Below are 21,214 nucleotides of genomic sequence, written 5' to 3' on the forward strand. Positions count from 1 at the left end.
CTTCCAAAAAGAACCATGAATATAAAACATTTGTTCCTATATAATTGGAACAAATGTTCTTTTGAAGAAAGGTGAACAGCGTTGTGGAAAGCAGACCGATATGAATGGGGCATGCACCTGGTAAAACAAACGGTTTTTTTGGAGGTTCTGGAGAAAGTTCTTAAACGAGATCAGGCATGGTTGAGAAATGCGTCTTTGAAAACAGAAAGGGCTTTGATGCGTTATTATGCTCAAACACTAGAAACCGTTCAGGAAGAGCTTGTAAATCTCAGAAAAAAGCTGAAAAGTCATGGTGTGCAAATGATTGATGTTCGGCAACGGGATCATTACCGGGAAGTAAAGGTTCGGATTCAAGGGTACTTATACACTTTGCGTTTTTTAAATGGATGGATTCACAGCCAGTGTGATGAACTTCTGCTATGGATTTGGACGGGTAAAAGTACCAGCGAGCAAAACGGCTTTGATGTACACATTAATAGTGAAAGGGGGGATTTGCATGAGACGGACAGGCATGATCACCTGTATTCTCGGCTTGATTGTAACGATGACCGGATTTTTGTCACTGTTCAGGAGAGAACAGACAGTCAGTAACCTCCGCAATCGTCAGGCATGGGGGTATTGGGTGTCCGGGTTTGGTATCGCTCATCTGGTTCTGGGAGGCATGGCAGCGGTTATGGGACGAAAGCTTGACTAAGAGAAAAAAGATAAATCACTTTCTTTGAGCCGATGCGGGCAAAAGAGCCCGCATTTTATCAGACCCAACCGCTTTTTGGCGGTTTTTCTTTTTCCGTTTTTCAAAGGTGGAATAAAAGTCCTTTTATTTTCGAAACCTAGAAAAAAGGATTGGGGATAAGGAGTGACCTCAATGGCTCAAAACAAAGATCAGAAGCAAAAACAGCAGAAAAAGCAACAGATGTATCAAAATATGGCCCGTAAATACCAACCAACTCCAAATGTCTGGATAAACTGTCTCAAAGCATTTATTGTTGGTGGGCTGGTTTGTGTATTGGGACAGTTACTCCAAACACTCTATATCAAAGGGTTTGGAGTTTCCCCTAATAATGCCGGGGATATGACTGTGGCTACATTAATCTTTCTCTCTTGTTTGCTTACTGGATTGGGTGTATATGACAAAATGGGACAATGGGCAGGTGCCGGAACGGCAGTTCCGGTTACAGGTTTTGCCAATTCCATTGCTTCAGCGGCTTTGGAACATCAGTCGGAGGGTTATGTGCTGGGAGTGGGAGGCAATATGTTTAAGCTGGCAGGATCTGTCATTGTATTTGGTGTGGTGGCGGCCTTTTTTATCGGAGTGATCCGTACACTGCTGACGTACATCATAGGTTAAAGGGGGGAGAAGTGTGCCTGAAAAACGGATGGGTAAACGTTCTTGGGCGTTTGACAGCGGTGTGCGAGTGCTTGGATGCGCTGCTGTATCCGGCCCCAAAGAAGGTGAGGGCCAGCTAAAAGACGTTTTGGATCATGTTTATCCCGATCTTTATGCAGGAGAAGATACATGGGAAAAAGCGGAGAAAAAAATGATGGAGGATGCGGTCAGTATTGCTGTGGAAAAAGCGGGTCTACAGACGGACCAAGTGGACCTGTTTCTTGCAGGAGATTTGCTAAATCAAAATATCACTGCGTCCTTTACGGCCAGAACCCATAGTATTCCTTATATCGGAATGTTTGGTGCCTGCTCGGCATCGATGCTAACGCTGGCTACAGGCACAGTTCTAGTGGAAAGCGGTTTTTGCGATACGGTTGTTACTGCAGTCAGCAGTCATAATGCAACGGCTGAACGGCAATATCGTTATCCTACGGAATATGGTGGTCAGAAACCCGACAGTGCTCAATGGACCGTAACCGGCGCCGGCGCTGGTGTTCTTGGCAAAGGGCAGGCGGGACCGGTAATCCGGTATGCTACGATCGGTAAAGTGGTGGATATGGGATTAAAAAATCCCTTTGATATGGGATCAGCAATGGCACCGGCTGCCGCGGAAACCATTCAAACGCATTTTGAGGATACCGGATTGAAACCTGACGATTATGACTTGATCGTGACAGGAGATCTGGCGAAAGTAGGGCACCCCATCGCAGCAGACTTGTTGAAAGAAAAAGGATATACATTGGGTGAACGCTTTCAGGATTGTGGATTAATGATCTTTACCCCTGAACAGGAAGCTTTTTCAGGAGGAAGTGGTTGCGCCAGCAGTGCGATTGTTACCTATGGACGAATTATCGATGATATGCTTCAGGGAACACTTGAGCGAGTCATGGTGGTGGCGACTGGAGCTCTGATGAACCCGGTTTCCTACCAACAGGGGGAATCGATCCCCTGTATTGCTCATGCGGTTACTCTTGAAGGGCGGGGGAACGTTTGAATGGATCATCCAATCATCTATTTGGCGCTGGGAGATTCTTTGACGCAAGGAGTGGGAGCCGATCAACCCGATCGTCATTTTGTAGCACAATACTTTGGTAAGCTGAAGCACTCCAATGAGTGCCGACTGATGAATATGGGGATATCTGGCCTTACTTCGGGGGAATTGCTTGAATTGATTGGAACGTCGGCGATTCGCAAATTAATTCCTCATGCTACCCATATTACGATTACCACGGGTGGTTGTGATTTTATCGATTGGTATGAAAAGGGTGCTTCAATGGCAGTTTTGACCCAATCGATGAAAAAGGTGTGGGATCGAACAGGAAAGGTAATGCGCCAGATTCGGGATTTAAATCCTGATGCTTCGGTTCAGGTTTTGGGATTTTATCTCCCTCTTCCCGCTTATGAGTGGGGGTTTAAGTTGGCCTCGCGAGTGCTAAAAAGCATGAATTTCGGATATGCTCATCTAAGTCGAAAATATGGGGTACAATTGGTCAATCCGTTTGATGCCTTTTTGTATCGCAAGGATTTTTTTGCCGATGAAGTGCATCCCAATCAGAAAGGATATAATGTATTGGCCGAGTTATTTCAACAATCGTGCGTGATGGAAAAGAAAGAGAGTATACCCAGATTCTCTTTAAAAAAATGAAAACAGGTTATTGACAACGACATAACAACATGTTAAATTATCCACAATATTTAATAACAAAAAGCGTTGAAGGGATAAAGTAAAAGGCGGGAGCTGATTGCAGAGAGCCGGTGGTTGCTGCAAACCGGTATCGGTCCGATCTTTGAATTACATCCCGGAGCAGACGGTTAAAGCCGGTATTTCCGGTGAACCCCGTAACGGAGATCCGCCGTTATCCGGATTGGCACAGGATGATCTGTGTGTACTTGAGTGGGATTCAGTGATGAATCCAAAAAGGGTGGTACCGCGAGACAAATCTCGTCCCTTAGAGGGGGGCGGGATTTTTTGTTTTTCAACTTTGAGAAAGGGAGGTCCATTGCGATGATTATTGTATTGGAACGAGATGCGAGTCAGAAGCAAGTGGATTCCATTGCAAAAGCTTTGGAAGAAAAAGGAATACGGATTCACTACTCTAAAGGTGTGGATAAAACCATACTGGGTCTGATTGGAGATAAAAAGACGTTGAGTGGGCTTTCAGTAGAGCGCTTTTCCGGTGTGGAAAAAGTGGTTCATGTAAGTGAACCGTTTAAATTGGCGGGACGTTCCTTCCAGCCGGAATCGAGTCGAATCCAGGTGAGAAATGTGGAGATTGGGGGAGGAAATCCGGTAGTCATTGCAGGACCCTGTTCAGTGGAAAGTCGGGAGCAAATTCTGGAGAGTGCGCGATCAGTCAAAGAGTCCGGAGCCTCATTACTCAGAGGTGGAGCGTTTAAACCCCGTTCGTCTCCATATTCCTTTCAGGGCTTGGGTGAAAAGGGATTGAAATTATTGGCAGAGGCTAGAGAAGAAACAGGACTGCCAATTGTTTCAGAGGTGATGGACCCGGAAAATCTGGACATGATGTTGGAATACGTGGATGTCCTTCAGTTGGGTGCGCGAAATATGCAAAATTTCCACTTGTTAAAAAAAGTGGGTCGAACGGATAAACCGGTTCTTCTGAAACGCGGGCTGTCATCCACCATTGAGGAATGGCTGATGTCTGCGGAATATATCTTAAATGAAGGAAACCCCAATGTTATTCTGTGCGAACGGGGAATTCGCACGTTTGAAACGCATACGCGAAACACATTGGATTTGTCTGCGGTGCCAGTGATCAAGCATTTAAGTCATTTGCCGATCATTGTTGACCCCAGCCACGGAACAGGAAAATGGAGATATGTAGCTCCGATGTCCCTTGCGGCTATAGCGGCAGGAGCGGATGGTTTGATGGTGGAAGTGCACCCCAATCCTGAAGTGGCACTTTCCGATGGTCCACAGTCTTTGACATTGGAAAACTTTCGTTCCATGATGAAGGAACTTGGTCAGGTAAAATCAAAGAAGGCGATGGTTTCTGGATAAAAAAGACAGAAGGCCAGGCTCCGAATTTCGGACAGATGCATAGGGTATGGTGAGATCCCCAATGGGAGTGATTCTCCATGAATGATTTTTTCCATCCCATGCCCCCCTATTCCGGGTCTCCTTGGATGTCCGATGATGAACCGATTCAAGGGCCATTTCCCAATCAAACCATTCGTCCTCCCTATGCGCAACCTTTGCCCAATGTTCCTGATTCCTTGCCACCTATACCGAGGGAAAAGTCCCCTTCCGGTCCTGACCGGGGCTTTAAGAATCCGTTGAAAGGGTTGTTGAGGCGAAGGGGTAAGGCATTGCTGTTGTCTGAACAGATGTACCAGGTGTTGGGGCAGCGGGTGAACGTTTGCACATATACAAAAGAATTGGATGGAGAGGTTGCTGGGGTTTATCCAGATCATTTACTGATTTCCAAGGAAGACCAAAAGTTTTATATCCGATGGGATGCAATTGTTTATGTATCTCCGAAGGAAGAATTGTGAGAATCGAGCGGTCTAAGCTGCTCGATTCTTTATTTTCTACCAATCTTTTCGTTTTTGCGATAGAAGCACAAGCCGGTAAGAATCGCTCCTCATATGTTGCATGTATGAGGTGATTTTCAATGAATACAAAAAATCATGCATCCTATACCCTTCTTCTGAAAAGTCCTTCCGCAGTCAATTCGATACGTAGGCTCGGAGGTTTCGTTGATTACGTAAGTGGTCACACTGGACTGATTTCCATGCGAATTCCCAGGCAGGAAATATCGAAATTTCAGAATCATCCTGATATTATGTTGAGTGAAAAAGACAACTTCACGATGATTCCTCATCCGAAAGTAAGTCATATTCTGACACGGGAGGAGTACCAAAAGGTTACTCAATCTGCTCGACAGGTTTACACTTGGAATGTTGGACGGGTATGGCGTGGAAAGCCTGAACCCAAAGCTGGAAAGGGAATTCGAGTTGGAGTGATTGATACAGGCATTGATTTAAATCACCCCGATCTGGTTCGCAATATTCGGGGTGGGGTCAACCTTGTCCACTCTGGACGAAGCCCCCAGGACGATAACGGTCACGGAACACATGTGGCTGGTATTATTGCTGCGCAAAACAACCGACTGGGAGTTGTTGGAGTGGCACCATCCGTAAACCTGTATGCCATCAAAGTCCTAAACAGCCAGGGTTCCGGTACCGTTCAAGGTTTAATTCGGGGGATTGATTGGGGAATTGATCATGGGATGCACATTTTGAATATCAGTCTATCGACAAATGCAACAGCTTCCAAAGCCTTGATTCATGCTATCAATGCAGCTGTCCGGAAGGGGATTTTGGTGGTTGCCGCCGCTGGAAACAGTGGGAATCGTCAAGGAACAGGAGATAGTGTGGAATCTCCTGCCCGAATTCCTTCTGCGGTTGCTGTAGCCTCTATCAACCGCAATAATCGACGTGCTTCTTTTTCCTCTGTGGGTTCTGCTTTGGATCTCTCAGCACCAGGTGTAAAAATTCTCAGTACCTATAAAGATGATAAATATGCGGTTTTAAGTGGCACTTCCATGGCTGCCCCGCATGTTTCCGGGGCAGCTGCTGTTTTATGGCGTTGGGGAAAGACAGCTCCATCTGTACGGAATCTTTTGTACCAAAGAGCCATGCCCATAGGGAGCAGACGTCTCTATGGAAGAGGGTTGGTTCAGGTGAAAGGACGTTGAGACTCTATACACTTAAAGGCATGGGGTTCGTCGTGAACTGCTCCCCACAAAAGTGGTAGAGCTTCTCGGTTCATCGAGCCGCAGGCGGGTACTCTCCGCGAGCTTCACTTCCCGTAGTTCCTACGGTACATGTTGAAAATGTTTTTGTGGGTCTTCCCACATGACAGGAATTGTTTTACGTGGTGACTGTTCCTTCCTCACTACAACCCCATACGATTCGGTTTTCAAGGTACAAATCGTTTAACGCGTTTTCGCTTACCAAAAATTGTCTTATTTGCAATGTATTAACATTTTCCTCGTCCGACGACCGAAGGAAGTGCCCGTGGTGCGACCGAAGGAAGTGCCCGTGGTGCGACCGAAGGAAGTGCCCGTGGTGCGACCGAAGGAAGTGCCCGTGGTGCGACCGAAGGAAGTGCCCCACAGGCATTTCCTTCGGTCACCCGTGGTACGCTCGCTTTCATCTACCCCATTAAAATGGGGAGGATTCCCGCTCGCATTTCCTAAACAAGACCACTGACAAAGTCAGTGGTCTTGTTGTGGCTTGGTTTCTTCTGGTTGTTTTGTTCGGCTGACCAACAATCGTTCCACGCTGTGATGGTCCATTTCTTGAACTTTGAATTGAAGATCCTGATGACGAACTTTGTCTCCAATCTTGGGGACTTCGTTTAATTGGGAGAAGATCCAACCCCCAATGGTATCATTATTGGGGTCTACGATGTCGGTCTGAAAGTATTCATTCACTTCTTCAATTAAAAGCCGGGCATCAATGGAGGTTTCATGACCGCTTTTTTGAAAGAACGGACGTTCATCATCAAATTCATCCTGAATTTCGCCAAAGATCTCCTCAATGATATCCTCCGTGGTAACAATACCTGCTGTACCCCCGTATTCATCGACTACAATGGCCATTTCGGATCGCTTCTGTTGCAGGATACGAAGCACATCTTTGATTTCCATTGTCTCAGGCACGCGGATCACCGGTTGGGTTAGATCGGCTAGATTGGGAGTTTCATTGGACAGAAGCTTTTCGTAGATATGTCGGATATGAACAATACCGATAATATTGTCTTTATCTTCCTTGCAAAGAGGGAAGCGTGTGTGACGGGCATCCCGAATCGTGTTTAAATTTTCTTCCAAGGAATCCTCGGTGTATAGACAGATGATGTCCACCCTTGGAACCATGATTTCCCTAGCAACCCGGTCGGTAAATTCAAATACATTATCAAAAAGAGAAAGCTCTGTTTGATCAATGTGCCCGCTTTTGTGGCTTTGTGCGACTAGCATTCGGATTTCTTCTTCTGTATGTGCCTGTTGTTGTTCTGGGTCCAATTCAATTCCCAGCCAGCTGAGAATTTTGTTGGCCGCGCCATTTAGAGTCCATATAAATGGATAAAAACCCCTGTAGAACCAATCTAGGTATCTGGCAGTCCAAATTGTGGTTCCTTCGGACCTTCGGATCGCCAGCGATTTGGGGGCCATTTCACCCAGTACAATATGGAGAAAGGTGATGATGGCAAAGGCAATCCCTAGGGAAAGAGTGGACTGAAGCCATTCAGGCACATTGAATGGAAGCAGGGTTAATGCGGGTTCCACCATCAGATGAGCGATCGCCGGTTCTCCAACCCAACCCAGTCCCAGTGAGGCTAGGGTAATTCCCAACTGGGTGGCGGATAGATAGGCGTCCATATTTGCAATCACTTTCTCAGCGATTTTGGCTCGGCGGTTTCCTTCTTCACGCAATTGCTTAATCCGTGTTGCCCGCACTTTGACAATGGCAAATTCAGAGGCGACGAAAAAACCGTTCAGAAAGACAAGAAAACCTACCAAAAAGAGATTCCAAACAATCTCAAGAAATAACTCCAACCGAAGCAACCTCCTGCTCAAGTTTTACTTATATTTTATAGTGTGTACGGAGCTTAATTTTTTAGTTGGAATAAGTGTATCAGAGATACCTTCGTTTGAATAGATAACAGTCGGTTTTAAAAAGTCTCCTCAGTAGTTCCGGTCCCAAAACCCTTTGGGAATAGGCTAAAGAAGATAATGAAGGAATAGAGTAGCAAATCCAAAATAAATGAGCAAGGAGAAAACATCGTTGATTGTGGTGATGAGCGGACCGGAAGCCACGGTAGGATCAACTTTCAACAGAGTGAGCATCAGGGGAATCATTGTCCCCCCCAAGGTTCCCAGAATCAGCGTAAACCATAGAGATGCTCCAACAACCAGTCCCAGAGAAAGACTTCCCTGCAATAGTGTAACCATAGCGATGATGAGGATACTACATACGGTCCCGATGATAACGCCTACGAGTCCTTCCTGCTTTAAAATACGGATATATTTGTCTTTGGTCAGTTGTCCCGATGACAGGCCACGGATGACAATGGCAAGGGATTGTGTTCCCGTGTTTCCTGTCATACCAGCGATCATGGGCATAAAATAAGCGAGAGCAGCAACTTTGTTGATCGTATTTTCAAATGAGCTAAGGAGAGTGGCAGTCAGCATTCCGATAAACAGAAGAAGGATGAGCCACGGGATTCGGCGTCGGGCAGATGAAAACGGATGAGTTAAAATATCCATTTCCGTCTGCCCGACGGCGGACAGCTTTGAAATATCTTCTTGTGCTTCTTCAATCAAGACATCAACGACATCATCAATGGTAATAATCCCAAGCAATCGATTTTCATCATCCACAACAGGAATCGCCAAAAAGTCATATCGTTGCATGAGTCGAGCCACTTCTTCCTGATCCATTTCAGTAGGAACAGAAATGATTCGTTCATACATCGCTTCTGTGATCGGTTTTTCCGGATGTGCAATCAAGAGTTCACGAAGAGAGATCACTCCGACCAGCCGATCATCGGCATCCGTTACATATACATAATATACGGTTTCCGCCGTTGGAGCTTCTCTGCGTAAATACTGAATCGCTTCTTCAACGGTGTAGTAATCATACACGCTGACATACTCCATGGTCATTTTTCCGCCAGCGGTGTCTTCCGGATAATGGAGGAGAGCCCTGACTTTGTCCGCTTCATCCCGTTTCATGGATCTGAGCAGGGTCTGAACGTTGCTTTCTTCCAACTCGCCCATCAGATCGGCCACTTCATCGGAAGACATTCGATTTAAAATTTCAGAGGTTTTTGCTGGCCCGATGGTCGTCAGGATCTCCTGTTGTTCTTCTGTCTCCAATTCTGACAGCAACTGGGCAATATCCTTGGGTTCCAACATCCGAATAAAGTGGGGCCGATAAATATCTGACAATCGAAAAAAGATCTGTCCGAGATCATAAGGCTGGAGCTCTTCAATCAATGGGCGGAGGAAGCGTTTTTCCTGTTTCTGAAGAGCTACCTTAATCGAATCGAGATCAATATCCTGTTGTTGCTCATTCGCTTCAGACATGATCCTTTCCTCCTTTCTTTCAGAGTTCCAAAAGCCTTCATCATCATATCAGATCCTTCAGGGATTTGGGAACAGCCTCATGCCCAGTTGTATGTGACAAGGGCCTATTTCATATAAATCATTTGGTGGTTTAAAATTCAGCCAGTAAGGGAGAGAAAATATGTTTCCATATCCTGTATATCCAATGTCTCATCAAAGGAGAGGACACCCTTTTGCACCTGTGCCGATGGGTGTTCCTCCCCATGTTCATCATGCTCATCCGCTTATTTCAGCGTTACCTTCTTCCAACGTTCCGTATGGATTTCCTTCAGTAAAAGTCCCAAAGCCTGATACACTGGAAGATCGAGAATTTAGAAAAGAAAAAAGCCATTCTGAACCGATCACTCCTTTGTGGGATTCTCCAGAATCGCCTGAGTCTCCATGGTTTACATTGAAAAGTGAAGATAACATCCAGCCTTCATAGTATCGACAGAAGGAAACGATTTTTTCCATATGAAACGGGGACCGGGTAAGCTGTGAAATCAGGGGCATAATAAAAAAGCCGAAAGGTGAATAAAAGGAGGTTTTTTCATGCGTATTCCTGAAATGCCATCTCCGGAACGAAATCCGGAAATATCCACTCCCAGGGAACCGATCACGACATCTCCTGAACAGCCGGACCGTGGTGGAGATCCAGAACGACGCAGAAAGGAGCCTGATCGAGAGAAACGGGAACGCTGACGGAATTTCAAAAAGCCCTGCGCCTACTGGCACAGGGCTGAATACGATGGAATTCGCTATGCTTTTACGTGACGATTAATGGTGATCTTCCGTTCTGTCATTCACTCTAAAGGACTCCGCTGTTTCAAATTCCGTATGATTGGCCGCGTTTTCCTTCTTGGGTGCTTCTTGAACCTTGTAAGTAAACTGAACATCCTGATCCGGCGTTTTTAAAGAGATTACTGTAAATGGGTGAGAAATTGCCTGTGTGGTAATGGTTTCTTTGGAAGGAGCCATTTCCTCTGCAATCACATGAATGGTTGTTCCTTTTTTCACGACTTCATTGACTCGGATGGAATATCCACCTGTGGGACGTTGACCAAGTGAGAGAATGATATAGGTTTTATCTCCATGACGAACCTCGGTATGGGACAGCCCATCCTTGCTGGCATTCATCACTTCCATATGCTTATGTTGTACTTCTACAGGAAGCTGCTCCATGGATTCTTCTTTGAAGGAAAGAGACTGTTCCTCAGAATCAGCTGTTCCACCCCTTGAATCATCTGAAGCGAAGAGGCTTCCGCAACCACTGATTCCAATGGAGCCGACCAAGAACATCATAAGAAGGGCCACCTTCCAGAGTTTCATTTTCGTACCTCCTGTCAACGGCTACTTTAAACGGACAGGGACAAAAGAAGGGAAGTTGCAAAAATTTTTCGCAAAATAGCAGGTCTGACTGTTCACGAGACAACCCGCTTTTGTTGCGAATTAAGACCAAGGAGCCAGACAAAATCCATTCTGTTATAAGGGTTATTCATTTTTTTAACATTCTACCATATAACGTCCATTATTGTCATGTTTTCCGGTATAAATGTAAAAGATAGTGAGAGGGAAGAAAGGAGAGCGTACTCGATGAGATGTCGTCCGGATAAACCGCTGATTGTACAGGACAAGCAAAAAATACTGCTGGAAGCGGACCATCCGTCCTATATCGAGGTTCGAAATCGATTATCCACGTTTGCCGAGCCGGTTAAAACGCCGGACCCTCTTCACACCTATCGAATGACACCTGTTTCACTATGGAATGCGGCTTCTCAAGGAGTAAGAGCGGAGAGTATTCTTTCATTTTTGGATGAAGAGAGCAAATTTGGTCTTCCCTCTACAATTGGTAAGGAAATAAAGGAAACGATCAACCGCTATGGGATATTCAAACTGATGAAAAAAGACGGGGAATTGGTTCTTTCTGTAGCGGATGTTTCGCTGTTTCATGATATGAAGGAAACAACACCATGGAAGAACTGTCTGGTTCCAACAGAGGATGGATGTTTTATTGTTCCACCTGACAAGCGGGGATGGATCAAACAACAGATGATCAAGGCGGGTTATCCTATAAAAGATGTGGCTGGATATGATGACGGTGAACCTCTTTCCTTGAGGTGGAGAACGATCCCCCTGTCTGGAAACAAACCGATTCAACTTCGAGACTACCAGCGGAAAGCTGTGGATTCTTTTTACCAGCAAGAAGATCCCACAGGTGGAAGCGGAGTGTTGGTTCTTCCCTGTGGTGCAGGAAAGACATTCATCGGGATGGATGTGATGGAAAAGGTGGGACGAGCCACCCTGATTCTTACCCCAAACACAACGTCTGTCCGCCAATGGATACAAGAGCTATTGGACAAAATGGATCTTACAGAGGATCAAGTGGGGCAGTATACAGGTGCACGCAAGGAAGTTCGACCGATCACTGTGGCCACATACCAGATTCTTACTCACCGTGCAGGAAAACAAGAACCCTTTACCCATATGAAGTTGTTCAAGGAAAGGGGTTGGGGGCTGGTGATTTATGATGAAGTACATCTACTTCCGGCACCTGTCTTTCGTGCCACGGCTGACATACAGGCATGTCGTCGGCTTGGGTTAACCGCGACTCTGGTTCGGGAAGATGAACGGCAGGAGGATGTTTTTTCCTTGATTGGACCCAAAAAATATGAAGCTCCCTGGAAGGAGATTGAACAGAAAGGCTGGATTGCACGAGCTGTGTGTACAGAGGTACGTACTCCATTAAACGAGGGGAAAAAACGGGAGTACCTGAAGGCATCCCATAAGAAAAAATATCGGATTGCCGCGGAAAATCCGGAAAAAATCAATGTTCTGCAAAGAATCCTTCATCAGCATCAACAGGAACCGGTTTTGGTGATCGGTCAATACTTGGATCAGTTAAAAGAGGTGGCAGAACGTTTGAAAGCCCCCCTGATCACAGGAGAAACGGACCAGAGGGAAAGGAATGATTTGTTTCAACGGTTTCAGCGAGGAGAGGAAAAGGTGCTTGTTGTATCAAAAGTGGCCAATTTTGCCGTGGATCTCCCCAATGCAAAAGTGGCTGTTCAAATTTCCGGGACTTTTGGATCCCGTCAGGAAGAAGCTCAACGTCTGGGTCGAGTGCTACGGCCCAAAGAAAAGAACAACGAGGCATATTTTTATCATATTGTTTCCAAAGATACGATCGATCAGGATTATGCATTGCGTCGTCAACTGTTTTTGGTAGAGCAAGGGTATCAATATCAGTTGATGGAATCGGACGAGTGGGGGGGAAAAAAAGAATGAAGCCGTCTCTAATCTGTTGTTTGCAGGGGTTGTCAGAAGATACACGCTATCACATTGCGAATCATTACCATTGTACAACGCATCCTTCTATATTAGGAGAACACATTTTAAAAGCGATTCACCAGGGGTTAATGGAACAAATCCATCCATGGGAACAGTATGTAATGGAATTTTTGGTATTTCAATGGGGAGATCGTCCGTTTTCTGAAGAAGATCCTGTTTTACGGTCTTTATCGTTATCTCCTTCCCGTTTTCGAACGGCATTAATTCTTCTTCGGCGCAAAGGGCTTGTTTACAAACTTCGAAACCAGCCAGGTGGCTGGGTCCATTGGTGTCCCAGAGAGATTCGCCGAACGTTTTTAACTGCGAGGGATTCAGAGCCAATTTCGACAGAAGACTTGGTATTAAACGAGCAGGATGGAGCGTTTTCCAAAGGACTGTGGGAGGGGTTGTTTCAGTTTGCGGTTCAGTTGGAGAGAGAAGGTCTTCCCTTAACCCGTCAAGGGGAGGTGATGAGGTCGGCAGTGAGAAAGCTGGAAGTGGAGCTGGATATATCGGATGAAGGGCTTCATTTTTCACGATGGAAAGGTGCAGCCGGTTCCCCGGTTATTCAGTTGGTTGCAGATTGTGCTGAAAGGCTAGGGATATTAAAAAAGGAAACTCATCGATGGATGGCTGATCGAGAATTTCTTTCCCGTTGGCTGTTTCTCCCCTGGAGCAGCAGAATTCAGGAACTGTTTGGTCTGACCGAAGATCTGTTATTGGAGGATCATCCTGAATGGGATGGATTGTGGTGGGAAATGATGCGTTATTCCGGGGGATGGATTTCTTTCAGGGAAACCTGCCTTCATTGGTTGGAAATGAAGGGAACACCGTTTCATACCAGCTTTTTGGAAAAAACAGATAAGCATTGGTTATGTACACTTGAAGCGTTGGGGTGGGTGCAGCGCAAAGAACAAAAAGGGGAGGTTTTCTGGCGTTGGACCCCTTGGGCTCCACCTGTTGGAACAGAAATTCCGGATATGAAAGGATATGTTAAACCGGATTTTGAAATACTGATTCCCACCTTTTTTCCTCTGCATCAACGCTTTCTTCTTGCCCAATTTGCTGATTGTATGGGTGGAGAACCCTTGATCACTTATGAATTGAGTTATTCTTCCGTACAGCGCGGTTTGAAGAGAGGTTTTACGGAAAAAGATATGCTGGAGGTATTAGAAGGGATCTCCGGTGGTCCACCGCCTGACAATATCACAGAAAGTCTGCGTGGATGGACGAATGACCGGAGACGTCCCATATTGGAGGAGGTTTGGCTGCTTTGGTTGCCAGAGAGCGATATGTGGGGGTTGGATGCGGAAAAACGAAGAAAGTGGGGGATAAAATCGGTTTCCGATGGGGTCTTTATTGTACCGCAACAGCAAGTGGAAGAGGTAAAGAGCGTTCTGGAAGCAGAAGGGTGCACACCTGTACGAAAAGGTGATGAGGAACCTTGGTGGAGGTGTATGCAAGGAGAGCCCCAGTTGGATGAACAACCGTTGACCGAGGAGGCCGTTTTGGTTGATCCTCGGTACCCTTCACCTAAAGAGGCCATCCCTGGATGGAAACAATTACCTAAGATATGGACTTCAGGGCTTCGGTCCTATCATTCATCCACTCTGGGGGTGATCTTAAAAAAGGCTGCTTCCATGGAGTTGGATGTTCTTTATTCCTTTGGAAACAACGAACCGTCCCGCTTTACTCCAACGGAAGTTTTTCGCTCCGGAGAGCAGTGGTTGGTGACAGGAAAGGATGCTGACGGCCAAAAGCGACAGTTGTACCTTAAAGATATGGTCAAGGTACAGCTTCTGTCTCCATGGAACGATCTTACCTGATGTTTTGATCGGAGAGCCTCTCTCTTTGATGGATGAGAAGGACTTTCCGCCTGAAAGACGAAGCTATACAGAGAGACTGGGCCAAACCGATCCACACCTATACATAAAACCCAACATGGGGCGTTTCGCATAACAGCAAATGGAAAAGGAGGGAGACCGTTACGGAAAACGTGCAGTCAACCGGAGCAAAGAGTGATGGAGTTAAGAACCTGAATAACCCATATCGAGGGACTCAATACGAATTCACCGCTGGGTAGAAACATAGTCACAACCATTTATTTACGTTTGAAGATTGCTGAGAAAGTAGAAAATTGTCAAAGGGGATTCGATTTTCAGTAAAGCATTCCTTGCCAACACCCAGCGAATCTCTGTAGAACCCGGCTCCCCCTCGTTGCTCAAAGATGGCAATCGAATCTTTGCTCCCCACCTTGTCAATATCCTCACTTTGAGGGTTTGGTCGTTTTTCGTAACGGGGAGCTTATGCAACCGATGCCTCAGAAAAACGGGATGTTGAAATCTGAAACGAAACCTCCTCGCTTTTCAGGGGATTTTGTATGGAAATTTATCGGAGCATTTTTTGCCTCAGCGATCATGTGGACGGAGAAGGTCGGCATTTTGCTGCGTTATGGTGCTGCATTGCTGACAATATTGTTTATTACACCCGTATTGAGCGGGGATTTCCGTCTAGTTTGGCGGGATGCTCCTTTGGTGGCATTGATGTACTTGGCTTTGGTTACTGTGATTTTGGCACAGTCTGCTGCCAAAAAGGTGAGCCAACCGGATTCTTACTTTTACAGCACGTTCGGTGAATATATCTTTAACAGAAAACAATATGAGGAAAGAGAAAAATGGGCAGAAGAAAGAGCAAATGCAGGAGATGAAAAATGGAACAAGCAGATTGCCCAGCTAGAAGAACGCTTAAATCAGTCAGAGATGAAAAAGAGGAATTTGCAAAGGCAGCTGAAGCAAGTGGCAGAGAAGTATGAGAGTTCGGTTCACCTTGCGGCTCAAGTGAGAGCGGAAGTACACCTTTATGAAGTAATATTGCATGGGGATCCATCTGTCAACCCGGATCTTTTGATGGAGCGGCTTTTAAAAGAATTGGACCTCGCCTGTTTGGCGGTTGCCTGTTATCGGTCAGAGAAGGAAGGACTCAGTCTCTTGGGATCAGCTGGAGCAGAGTTTGTGGCCTTTTTCGATCAAAAGCAAGATCAAGGTTGTCCTGAGGTGGAGAGCTGGACGACCGGTGCCGACATCGTTTCCCAGAATGATGCATACCCATATGAATATATGGTAACCACCGTCTTACAGAGAAAGCTATTTGTTCTGGTATTTCGCCTCGATATGACCGATTTGGGCAAAGCCACCTCAATGCTGTATGATATAATAGTAGAAAATAAACACCTTCTCATGATTGTTTCTCGTATTCTAAACACCAGCCAGCAACAATTCCCGATGAAAGGAAGTGTTGCCGATGATTGAAAAACTGGCTGATCATGAACCGATTAATGCCAAGGGAAAGTTTAAAAAAAGGAGCCGAATGGATACCAAGAGCGCCTGGACCCCTGAGTCGATTGACACCAAAGTGGAACAGGCAGTGAAGAGTCATAACAAAGAGCGATCCCGTAAAGAGATCGTTTGAGGTTGTTCCTGACTTTCCCCACTCCAGGGAAGGTTTTTCTTTTCAATTGACGTGTTATGTTAAGTCCTGGGAGGGATTTCTGTTTTGAAATCGTTGGATATGACCGAGTTGTTACTCGAAACATATAAATTGGCTGACCAAATCAAGGAATCGAAGGAAGTAAAACGTTACCTGGATCTGAAAAGAGAGATTCACGATGATCAAGAGGCTCAGCGTTTAATCAAGGAGTTTCAGCGAAAAAAAGAAATGTTTGAGGAGTGTCAGCGCTTTGGACACTTCCATCCGGAGTATCACAAAGCAAAACAAGAGGCAGAGGATTGGTTAACCAAAATGAAGGGAAACCCCAAAATAAGGGAATATATGGAGTTGGAGGAACGGCTTGACTTTATTTTGGGCGAAGTGAGTCGCACCATCGCCAGAACCGTTTCCAGCTCCATTAAGGTGCCGGTGAACGATTCCAAAGAGTTGAAAATGCCAAACCGCAATCGACGCAAGAGTCATTGAGAAGACAATAGGATACAGTTGGGACATTGGTTTCCGCAACAAAAACTTTTTTTGGATGGTACCCGAAAGTGGAAACGATAAACCCATCGATCTTTGCTTTGACGCACAAAGCGACATTCGAATGTGAAATCGGTATCTTGAATGAGGGGTTGCGCGGCTTCTTGAATCATCTGGGAGAGGTTGACGGATTGATTTTTATTTTCGGTTGAAATATACAAGAACCGCGTTCCCGCATAAGTCCGGGATTCAACATCGCTCAAACCACTGCGACGGAGCTGTTGTACGAATTGATTTGTCAAGGTGTCAAACACGTTGCTCACCTCCTAGGGGGCATAGGGCCTACAGTGGCTCTGAGTGATGTTGTTTTGTTGGGTGGTAAGAGAAGTGTAACATGTTATCTCTTTATAGGCGACTTTTCTTCCCTCTCGCAAGTATAACGATTTTGTGCTATCATTTAGTTAAGTAAATATGACTTAGGTTCTATAAAGTATGAGAAGTGAAAATCACGTATAAAAAAGGAGATATCCTTTATGGCTTTGGAGATCGCAGAACGGCTTGGTTTGGCTGTTTGGGTGAAGGATCTCAAGGCAGCTCGTTCTCTGGGACGCTTTGGGAACATCCATTATGTCTCCAAGCGGCTTAAATATGTATTTCTCTATGTGGATGGAAAAAAGGCCAATCAATTAATTTACCGAATTGAACGAATGCCTTTTGTAACTCGTGTAGATCGGTCGCTTCGTCGGGAATTGGCAACCGAGTTTCATAAACCAATGAATACAACAAGTAATTAGTTGTTCGATGTGCTGCCTGGTCATGTAACTGGGTGGTTTTTTTTACGGATTATACTTCGTTTTACGAAATATACGAGGGGAACTGGAGAAATCAGGAGGGAGTATTAACGCAAAATGGAAATTTGGAGACGCAATCTTTACATTCTGATGGTTTCGCAATTTCTTGTAATGTGTGCAATGAGTATGATCATTCCATTCCTCCCTCTTTATCTTCAGGAGATGGGCGTGACAGACCCAGATCAAACCCAACTGTGGTCCGGTTTGATTTTTGGTATCAACTTTTTGTCCGCTTTTTTAATGGCTCCAATATGGGGGAATTTGGCGGATAAAATGGGACGTAAGATTATGATTCTCCGATCAGGATATGGAATGACCATTGTCATTTTTTTAATGGGACTTGCTATCAGTCCCTTGCAGTTATTGTTCCTTCGTTTGCTCAATGGGACGATCTCCGGGTTCATTCCTGCATCGATCTCCCTGGTTGCTACAAACACTCCAAAGGAGCGAGCGGGTTATGCTCTAGGAATGTTGCAGTCCGGTACAGTGGCCGGAAATATTATAGGGCCGTTTATCGGGGGATTGATGGCTGAAATTGTTGGATTTCGAACGATCTTTTTTCTGACCTCTTTAACGATTGGATTGGCTACTGTTGTGGTTAATCTTACAGTTAAAGAGGAAGCAAAACCTGATCCAGAGAAAAAGCAAAAGGGATTTATTGCAGATGGATCGGAAATCTTGCACCAAAAGGCATTGCCAATCCTTTTTTTGGTCGGTTTTATGCTTCAATTCGCAATGGTGGCACCCATGCCGCAAATGTCCTTATTTGTATCGGATCTTGGTGCTCCAGGTGGGTACATTGCGTTCTTTGCCGGTTTGGTCTCAGCTGTCACCGGTCTAGCCAATATGCTGGCCTCTCCCTTGTTAGGGCGCTTGGGAGACAAGTTTGGATCCGAAAAGGTGTTGTTCTTTTCCATGCTGGGGGCATCTGTCTTTTTTATTCCCCATGCAGCAGTTTCTGCTGTTTGGCAGTTGCTGATCTTTCGTTTTCTATTGGGTCTCTGTGTGGGAGGATTGTTACCTTCTCTAAATACTTTGATCCGCAAAAATGCACCGATCGGGAAGGAAAGCACAGCATATGGCTACAGTACAAGTGCAGTTTTTTTGGGGAATATGCTCGGACCGATCACGGGGGGAGTACTTTCCGGAATCATTGGAATTCGGGGATTATTCCTTTTGACAGCTTTTCTCTTGATTTGTGGAGCCTTTTTGCTCCGCCGCAGACTTCCGGACTCCCCTTCACAATTTCAAAGGCAATCGCATTCACAGAAAGTCGCTTCAAAGTGATGCGAGTGTCCGTATTGGCAGGTTCATTTTCCGCTTGAGACCAGGTGATTTGTCCCATTTGGAAACGAAGAAGCCAACATAGGATATAAAAGACCTGTGTTTTTACTTGGATAAAACAGGAGGGTATTTCTATGCTCGGCTTTTTTCTTGGCAAGATGTTAGGAGGGTTTGGTAAAAGGGGCCTTGGTGGACCGAAACCAAAAAGGTTGAAAGGTCCCAAAGGAATTGGTGGTCCTGGCCTGGGTGGACCACCTCCACCACCGCCTCCCGGTCCTGGTCCCGCTGGATTTGGTCCCGGCCCCGGTCCTGGTCCCGGATTTGCTCCTGGCCCCGATCCTGAATATGGTCCCGGTCCCGGATTTGGTCCGGGTCCTGAATTTGGCCCCGGTCCCGGATTTGGTCCTGGCCCCGATGATTTCTAGCGCATCCCGGTTTTTCTTTCAGCCCCCAACAGGGGCTGATTTTTGTTTTATGGAAAATACTTCTGGAAGAAGGTGCTTTTTCATCGTAAAATAATAATACAGCCTATAGAATTGAGGAGCGGATTACATTGGGCTTGTTTGATGATCTGAAACACAAATTTGAAAAAGGCATTGAAAGTACAGGCCATCAATCAAAGAAAATGTTGGATATCAGTCGGATTAAGTTTATGGTTCGGAATGAGAAAGAAAAGGAAGAGGCACTTTATTACAAGCTGGGAAAAGAAATTTTTCGTTATTGGGATCGAAAAGGAGATCTGGAATTGACGGATCTCACCCGTGCTACATTACAACATATTCAGGATGTTCGGAGAAAAATTGTTGAACTGGAAGAGACTGTGGAAAAGCTGAAACAACAACATGCTCCCGTACAGGAAAAAAAGGAGAACTCACAATCGATTCCAGCTCCCGACAATCGGAGTCAACCGGAAGCATCCGAGGAAAAGCGTTTGAAAAAAGAACCGGTCCGAATGGAAAAGAAAAACACCCACACGGCTTCCCAAACAGATCAAACAAACCATCAATCCACGCATACTTCCACACCGGAACTCTCCGAAAATTGGGCGGAAGGAAAGGCGTTTTTTGTCTGTCCGCACTGCGGGGACCGCATTGAAGAAACAACGATAATCTGTTCCCATTGTCACAAACATATCTACGAAGATTGAGGTTTTTAACGAAGATGAACAGCAAAATACGTCGAATGATAAGTGATTTTGATGATAAATAGGGGATTTTATCCAATCCCTTCAGTTATGAAGTGGATTTTGATACAATAAAAGGGAAACATGTTATAGAATGTCAATAGAGAGCGTTAAATGTTAAAAATTTCAGCGATCATTCCATAATGATCAAAAAGATCCCGGGTTCTTTGTATATACATAAAAGACAGATGAAGCTGGGTTCGATTTTTTTCTTTCGGGATCCCTGTAAGCTGTTTTATGTAGACAGGCATTGGGAAAGGGGTAACGAGTTATGAAGCATGATTCCGTGGCGATTACGGTGACAAGTGGTAAAGGCGGTGTGGGGAAATCCACGACAGTGGCATCCGTTGGCCTTGCTCTGGCAAAGCTGGGCAGAAAGGTATGCGTGATGGATACCGATATTGGTCTTAGGAAGTTGGATTTGATGTTGGGGTTGGAGAATCGGATTGTTTATGATTTGGTCGATGTGGTGGAAGGAACCAGCAAACTCCGACAATCCCTTGTTCGACATAAGGAATTTGAACATCTGGCATTGTTGCCGGCTGCTCAAACACGGTACAAGGAAGAGATCACTCCGGAACAGGTGAAACAGATTGTGGATGAATTGCGCCATGAGTTTGAATTTATTCTGATTGATTCTCCTGCCGGGATTGAGGGAGGATTTAGAAATGCCATTGCACCAGCAGACAGAGCTGTATTGGTGGTTAATCCAGAAATTCCTTCTGTCCGGGATTCAGATCGGGTAATCGGATTGCTGGAATCTGCCAATTTGGACAAGATTGATCTGGTTGTGAACCGAGTCCAACCAGGAATGGTAAGAGATGGAGATATGCTAAGCGTGGAACGCGTTCAAAATCACCTAGCGATCAATTTGCTGGGAATTGTACCTGAGGATCGGCGAATTGTCCGTTCCTCCAACACAGGTGAGCCGGTGGTATTGGATGATAAATCAATGGCTGGATGCGCATTTAACAATATTGCCCGTCGACTGAATGGAGAAAGAGTTCCTTTTTTAGAATTGGAGGAGCCAAGCCTTATTCATCGGATCAAACGGATTTTCCATATCGCCTAAGAGCTG

Annotated in this window: 22 protein-coding genes and 1 other annotated feature; of the genes, 18 read left to right on the plus strand and 4 right to left on the minus strand. The window is 45.5% G+C overall.

Annotated features, from left to right (window positions below):
* Positions 1–81 precede the first annotated feature (81 nt).
* The 7 genes from FN782_RS16770 (at position 82) to FN782_RS07720 (ending at position 6,108) form a co-directional block, all read left to right on the plus strand.
* The gene (locus FN782_RS16770) at positions 82–591 is read left to right on the plus strand and encodes a YhjD family protein (RefSeq protein WP_185956131.1); all 510 of its coding nucleotides are present in this window, start codon (positions 82–84) and stop codon (positions 589–591) included.
* A 274-nt stretch (positions 592–865) separates the two neighbouring features.
* A complete protein-coding gene (gene spoVAC / locus FN782_RS07695; protein WP_142505201.1) occupies positions 866–1,348 on the plus strand; it encodes a stage V sporulation protein AC in 483 nt (160 codons plus the stop codon).
* A 28-nt stretch (positions 1,349–1,376) separates the two neighbouring features.
* Positions 1,377–2,381 (plus strand): stage V sporulation protein AD, encoded by a 1,005-nt coding sequence (gene spoVAD / locus FN782_RS07700; protein ID WP_142505330.1) that lies wholly within the window; start codon positions 1,377–1,379, stop codon positions 2,379–2,381.
* Positions 2,382–3,032: a GDSL-type esterase/lipase family protein gene (locus FN782_RS07705; protein WP_142505202.1), complete on the plus strand. Its 651-nt coding sequence runs from the start codon at positions 2,382–2,384 to the stop codon at positions 3,030–3,032.
* 57 nt (positions 3,033–3,089) lie between these two features.
* Positions 3,090–3,340 (plus strand) — a binding site (T-box leader).
* 52 nt (positions 3,341–3,392) lie between these two features.
* Complete coding sequence (aroF, locus tag FN782_RS07710; protein WP_142505203.1) at positions 3,393–4,409, plus strand: 3-deoxy-7-phosphoheptulonate synthase; 1,017 nt, start codon at positions 3,393–3,395, stop codon at positions 4,407–4,409.
* Between the two features lie 77 nt (positions 4,410–4,486).
* Positions 4,487–4,903, plus strand: coding sequence for a DUF2642 domain-containing protein (locus FN782_RS07715; RefSeq protein ID WP_142505204.1), 417 nt, complete (start codon positions 4,487–4,489; stop codon positions 4,901–4,903).
* Between the two features lie 119 nt (positions 4,904–5,022).
* Complete coding sequence (locus FN782_RS07720; RefSeq protein ID WP_142505205.1) at positions 5,023–6,108, plus strand: S8 family peptidase; 1,086 nt, start codon at positions 5,023–5,025, stop codon at positions 6,106–6,108.
* A 284-nt stretch (positions 6,109–6,392) separates the two neighbouring features.
* Here FN782_RS07720 and FN782_RS16775 read toward each other — a convergent pair whose 3' ends face one another.
* The 3 genes from FN782_RS16775 to mgtE form a co-directional block, all read right to left on the minus strand.
* Positions 6,393–6,569 (minus strand): hypothetical protein, encoded by a 177-nt coding sequence (locus FN782_RS16775; protein WP_185956132.1) that lies wholly within the window; start codon positions 6,567–6,569, stop codon positions 6,393–6,395.
* Between the two features lie 61 nt (positions 6,570–6,630).
* Entirely contained in the window at positions 6,631–7,971 is a 1,341-nt protein-coding gene (locus FN782_RS07730) for a hemolysin family protein (protein WP_142505206.1), read from the minus strand.
* Positions 7,972–8,136: 165 nt separating this feature from the next.
* Positions 8,137–9,504 carry a magnesium transporter gene (gene mgtE / locus FN782_RS07735; RefSeq protein WP_142505207.1) on the minus strand — a complete coding sequence of 456 codons (1,368 nt, stop codon included), beginning with the start codon at positions 9,502–9,504 and terminating at the stop codon, positions 8,137–8,139.
* A 570-nt stretch (positions 9,505–10,074) separates the two neighbouring features.
* Between mgtE and FN782_RS16780 the strand changes: the two genes are divergently transcribed.
* On the plus strand, positions 10,075–10,224 hold the full coding sequence (locus FN782_RS16780; RefSeq protein ID WP_185956133.1) for a hypothetical protein: 150 nt from the start codon (positions 10,075–10,077) through the stop codon (positions 10,222–10,224).
* A gap of 75 nt (positions 10,225–10,299) precedes the next feature.
* Here FN782_RS16780 and FN782_RS07740 read toward each other — a convergent pair whose 3' ends face one another.
* Entirely contained in the window at positions 10,300–10,851 is a 552-nt protein-coding gene (locus tag FN782_RS07740) for a protease complex subunit PrcB family protein (RefSeq protein WP_142505208.1), read from the minus strand.
* A 264-nt stretch (positions 10,852–11,115) separates the two neighbouring features.
* Here FN782_RS07740 and FN782_RS07745 point away from each other — a divergent pair, with 264 nt between their 5' ends.
* The 10 genes from FN782_RS07745 (at position 11,116) to minD (ending at position 21,208) form a co-directional block, all read left to right on the plus strand.
* Positions 11,116–12,807: a DNA repair helicase XPB gene (locus FN782_RS07745; protein WP_142505209.1), complete on the plus strand. Its 1,692-nt coding sequence runs from the start codon at positions 11,116–11,118 to the stop codon at positions 12,805–12,807.
* Complete coding sequence (locus FN782_RS07750) at positions 12,804–14,675, plus strand: helicase-associated domain-containing protein (RefSeq protein ID WP_142505210.1); 1,872 nt, start codon at positions 12,804–12,806, stop codon at positions 14,673–14,675. The genes FN782_RS07745 and FN782_RS07750 overlap by 4 nt, the downstream gene beginning before the upstream one ends.
* A 489-nt stretch (positions 14,676–15,164) precedes the next feature.
* A complete protein-coding gene (locus FN782_RS07755; RefSeq protein ID WP_185956134.1) occupies positions 15,165–16,157 on the plus strand; it encodes a hypothetical protein in 993 nt (330 codons plus the stop codon).
* Positions 16,150–16,317 carry a hypothetical protein gene (locus FN782_RS16785; protein WP_185956135.1) on the plus strand — a complete coding sequence of 56 codons (168 nt, stop codon included), beginning with the start codon at positions 16,150–16,152 and terminating at the stop codon, positions 16,315–16,317. Before FN782_RS07755 ends, FN782_RS16785 begins: the two co-directional genes overlap by 8 nt.
* A gap of 84 nt (positions 16,318–16,401) precedes the next feature.
* Positions 16,402–16,821, plus strand: a complete 420-nt coding sequence (locus tag FN782_RS07760) for a YlbF/YmcA family competence regulator (RefSeq protein ID WP_142505212.1) — start codon at positions 16,402–16,404, stop codon at positions 16,819–16,821.
* A gap of 530 nt (positions 16,822–17,351) precedes the next feature.
* The gene (locus tag FN782_RS07765) at positions 17,352–17,612 is read left to right on the plus strand and encodes a YlbG family protein (RefSeq protein WP_142505213.1); all 261 of its coding nucleotides are present in this window, start codon (positions 17,352–17,354) and stop codon (positions 17,610–17,612) included.
* Between the two features lie 114 nt (positions 17,613–17,726).
* A complete protein-coding gene (locus tag FN782_RS07770; RefSeq protein WP_142505214.1) occupies positions 17,727–18,956 on the plus strand; it encodes an MFS transporter in 1,230 nt (409 codons plus the stop codon).
* A 131-nt stretch (positions 18,957–19,087) separates the two neighbouring features.
* Positions 19,088–19,378, plus strand: a complete 291-nt coding sequence (locus FN782_RS07775; RefSeq protein ID WP_142505215.1) for a hypothetical protein — start codon at positions 19,088–19,090, stop codon at positions 19,376–19,378.
* A gap of 128 nt (positions 19,379–19,506) precedes the next feature.
* On the plus strand, positions 19,507–20,100 hold the full coding sequence (locus FN782_RS07780) for a hypothetical protein (protein ID WP_142505216.1): 594 nt from the start codon (positions 19,507–19,509) through the stop codon (positions 20,098–20,100).
* A gap of 307 nt (positions 20,101–20,407) precedes the next feature.
* Positions 20,408–21,208 (plus strand): septum site-determining protein MinD, encoded by an 801-nt coding sequence (gene minD, locus FN782_RS07785; RefSeq protein WP_142505217.1) that lies wholly within the window; start codon positions 20,408–20,410, stop codon positions 21,206–21,208.
* Positions 21,209–21,214 lie beyond the last annotated feature (6 nt).

The organism is Melghirimyces algeriensis, assembly GCF_900182565.1.
In the GTDB taxonomy this organism is placed as follows: Bacteria; Bacillota; Bacilli; order Thermoactinomycetales; family DSM-45169; genus Melghirimyces; species Melghirimyces algeriensis.

Bases quoted from the DNA above. Each gene is read 5' to 3' on its own strand.
- spoVAC (WP_142505201.1), top strand. From the start codon at position 866: ATGGCTCAAAACAAAGATCAGAAGCAAAAACAGCAGAAAAAGCAACAG.
- spoVAD (WP_142505330.1), top strand. From the start codon at position 1,377: ATGGGTAAACGTTCTTGGGCGTTTGACAGCGGTGTGCGAGTGCTTGGA.
- FN782_RS07705 (WP_142505202.1), top strand. From the start codon at position 2,382: ATGGATCATCCAATCATCTATTTGGCGCTGGGAGATTCTTTGACGCAA.
- aroF (WP_142505203.1), top strand. From the start codon at position 3,393: ATGATTATTGTATTGGAACGAGATGCGAGTCAGAAGCAAGTGGATTCC.
- FN782_RS07715 (WP_142505204.1), top strand. From the start codon at position 4,487: ATGAATGATTTTTTCCATCCCATGCCCCCCTATTCCGGGTCTCCTTGG.
- FN782_RS07720 (WP_142505205.1), top strand. From the start codon at position 5,023: ATGAATACAAAAAATCATGCATCCTATACCCTTCTTCTGAAAAGTCCT.
- FN782_RS16775 (WP_185956132.1), bottom strand. From the start codon at position 6,569: ATGAAAGCGAGCGTACCACGGGTGACCGAAGGAAATGCCTGTGGGGCA.
- mgtE (WP_142505207.1), bottom strand. From the start codon at position 9,504: ATGTCTGAAGCGAATGAGCAACAACAGGATATTGATCTCGATTCGATT.
- FN782_RS16780 (WP_185956133.1), top strand. From the start codon at position 10,075: ATGCGTATTCCTGAAATGCCATCTCCGGAACGAAATCCGGAAATATCC.
- FN782_RS07740 (WP_142505208.1), bottom strand. From the start codon at position 10,851: ATGAAACTCTGGAAGGTGGCCCTTCTTATGATGTTCTTGGTCGGCTCC.
- FN782_RS07745 (WP_142505209.1), top strand. From the start codon at position 11,116: ATGAGATGTCGTCCGGATAAACCGCTGATTGTACAGGACAAGCAAAAA.
- FN782_RS07750 (WP_142505210.1), top strand. From the start codon at position 12,804: ATGAAGCCGTCTCTAATCTGTTGTTTGCAGGGGTTGTCAGAAGATACA.
- FN782_RS07755 (WP_185956134.1), top strand. From the start codon at position 15,165: ATGCCTCAGAAAAACGGGATGTTGAAATCTGAAACGAAACCTCCTCGC.
- FN782_RS16785 (WP_185956135.1), top strand. From the start codon at position 16,150: ATGATTGAAAAACTGGCTGATCATGAACCGATTAATGCCAAGGGAAAG.
- FN782_RS07765 (WP_142505213.1), top strand. From the start codon at position 17,352: ATGGCTTTGGAGATCGCAGAACGGCTTGGTTTGGCTGTTTGGGTGAAG.
- FN782_RS07770 (WP_142505214.1), top strand. From the start codon at position 17,727: ATGGAAATTTGGAGACGCAATCTTTACATTCTGATGGTTTCGCAATTT.
- FN782_RS07775 (WP_142505215.1), top strand. From the start codon at position 19,088: ATGCTCGGCTTTTTTCTTGGCAAGATGTTAGGAGGGTTTGGTAAAAGG.
- minD (WP_142505217.1), top strand. From the start codon at position 20,408: ATGAAGCATGATTCCGTGGCGATTACGGTGACAAGTGGTAAAGGCGGT.